Genomic DNA, 1643 nt, shown 5'->3' with positions numbered 1-1643 from the left:
CGCTACCCCCTGGTCTATATCTAGGTCGATGAAGCGCAGTCGCGGCTGATCAAATTCTCCGGGCAAAGCCCCCCATCCGGGACGGATGGCATTGAAACCGATGGGCAAGCGGGGGGTGATCGCTTGCAAGCGCACTTCCAGCACATCTCCAGGTTCAGCTCCCTCAACGTAGATCGGCCCGGTCAACAGATGGGGGCCCGGCCCCACTCGGCGCTCGGCAGGCAAGGTTTGGCAAATTTCGAGGAATTCGGGCGTGAAGAAACGGTCCGGCGCTTTGCCGTAGTGGGCGAACCCCGAGTAGGTTTCCACCTGCACCACATCGCCCGATTGCACATACAAGGCCGGGGGCAGTTGGGAAGAAAAGCCGCCCAAGTGGACGGTATGGGGAGTGGCTTTGAGGGTGTGAACGGGCACGGCCAGGGATCCCTTGCAAAAGACCCATTCAATCTAAAGAAAAATCCCCTCCAATCCTGAATTAGACTGTTCCTCAAGCCGGTATCTCTGGCTACTGTTTGCCCAGGGGTGGCGTGGCGACAATGTTTCCCACATTTGCTATCTTGAAGGTCTGTGGGCAGGGATCCCCGGTTGCAGGGCTTGGCCTGGAACTTGTGCCCCGGGTGTGGAGGATAACTGCAATTTTCTCGGAGACTTGCATACTGGGTTAGATGGTTTTATCAGCGCTGTCAACTGTGATCACGAGTGTCATCTCCAGTACTTCCACCGTCCGGGATCCCGACTGGGATGTAGAAGTGGCGGGCCTCTACAAGCGTTTTGGCGATTTTGTGGCCCTCAATGGCATTGAGCTGAACATTCGGCGGGGGGAGTTTTTCGGCCTGCTGGGCCCTTCCGGCTGCGGCAAGACCACCCTGCTGCGCATCCTGGCCGGCCTGGAGATGGCCGATGCTGGGGAAGTGGTGATTCGAGGTCGCCCGGTGGGCCACTTGCCCGCCCACAAGCGCAATGTCAACACCGTGTTCCAGAGCTATGCCCTTTTCCCTTTTATGACGGTGGAGGACAACATCGCCTTCGGCCTGCGCATGCGGGGTGTGCGGGGAGAAGCTCTGCGCAAGCGGGTAGCGGCTGCTATGGAATTGGTGGAGATTGCAGCTCTGGCCAAGCGGAAGCCCCATGAGCTGTCGGGGGGACAGCAGCAGCGGGTGGCCTTGGCTCGGGCTTTGGTGAACGAGCCGGAAGTGCTCTTGTTGGATGAGCCGCTGTCGGCGTTGGATGCCAAGTTGCGCAAGCAGCTTCAGGTGCAGTTGTGCGAGTTGCAGCGCCGCCTGGGCATGACCTTTATTTTCGTTACCCACGACCAAGAAGAGGCTTTGGTGACCAGCGACCGGGTGGCGGTGATGCGGGCGGGGCGCATTGAGCAAGTGGGCCTTATCGATGAGGTGTACGAGCGCCCGGCGACGGCCTTCGTAGCCGACTTTTTAGGGGCCAGCAACCTGATCGAGGGGATCGCCTGTGGGACGGACTGTGTGGATACGCCCTTGGGAAAGCTGAAGGTCTTGGGGATCCCGGCCAGCTCGGAACCGGTGCAATTGGCTATTCGCCCGGAAAAGATCCAGCTCTCTCGCAGCGGCTGGGATCTGCTGCCCAACCAGGTGCCGGTGCGGGTGGAAAACCTCATCTACACTGGG

The 1643-nt window shown here is 59.8% G+C and carries 2 protein-coding genes; one reads left to right on the top strand and one right to left on the bottom strand.

Annotation, left to right across the window (positions count from 1 at the left end; translation table 11 throughout):
* Window positions 1-414, bottom strand: a 414-nt coding sequence (locus tag NW837_RS09695) for an acetamidase/formamidase family protein (RefSeq protein WP_414331079.1), incomplete at its 3' end; no start/stop codon positions are given.
* Between the two features lie 275 nt (window positions 415-689).
* On the opposite strand from NW837_RS09695, the gene NW837_RS09690 reads away from it, so the two are divergent.
* On the top strand, window positions 690-1643 hold a 954-nt coding region (locus NW837_RS09690), incomplete at its 3' end, for an ABC transporter ATP-binding protein (protein WP_414331077.1).

This window comes from Synechococcus sp. R6-10 (genome assembly GCF_047461815.1).
Taxonomy (GTDB): domain Bacteria; phylum Cyanobacteriota; class Cyanobacteriia; order Thermostichales; family Thermostichaceae; genus Thermostichus.
The sequence above is the reverse complement of the archived record's forward strand: the minus strand, read 5'-3'. Positions and strand labels throughout refer to the sequence as shown.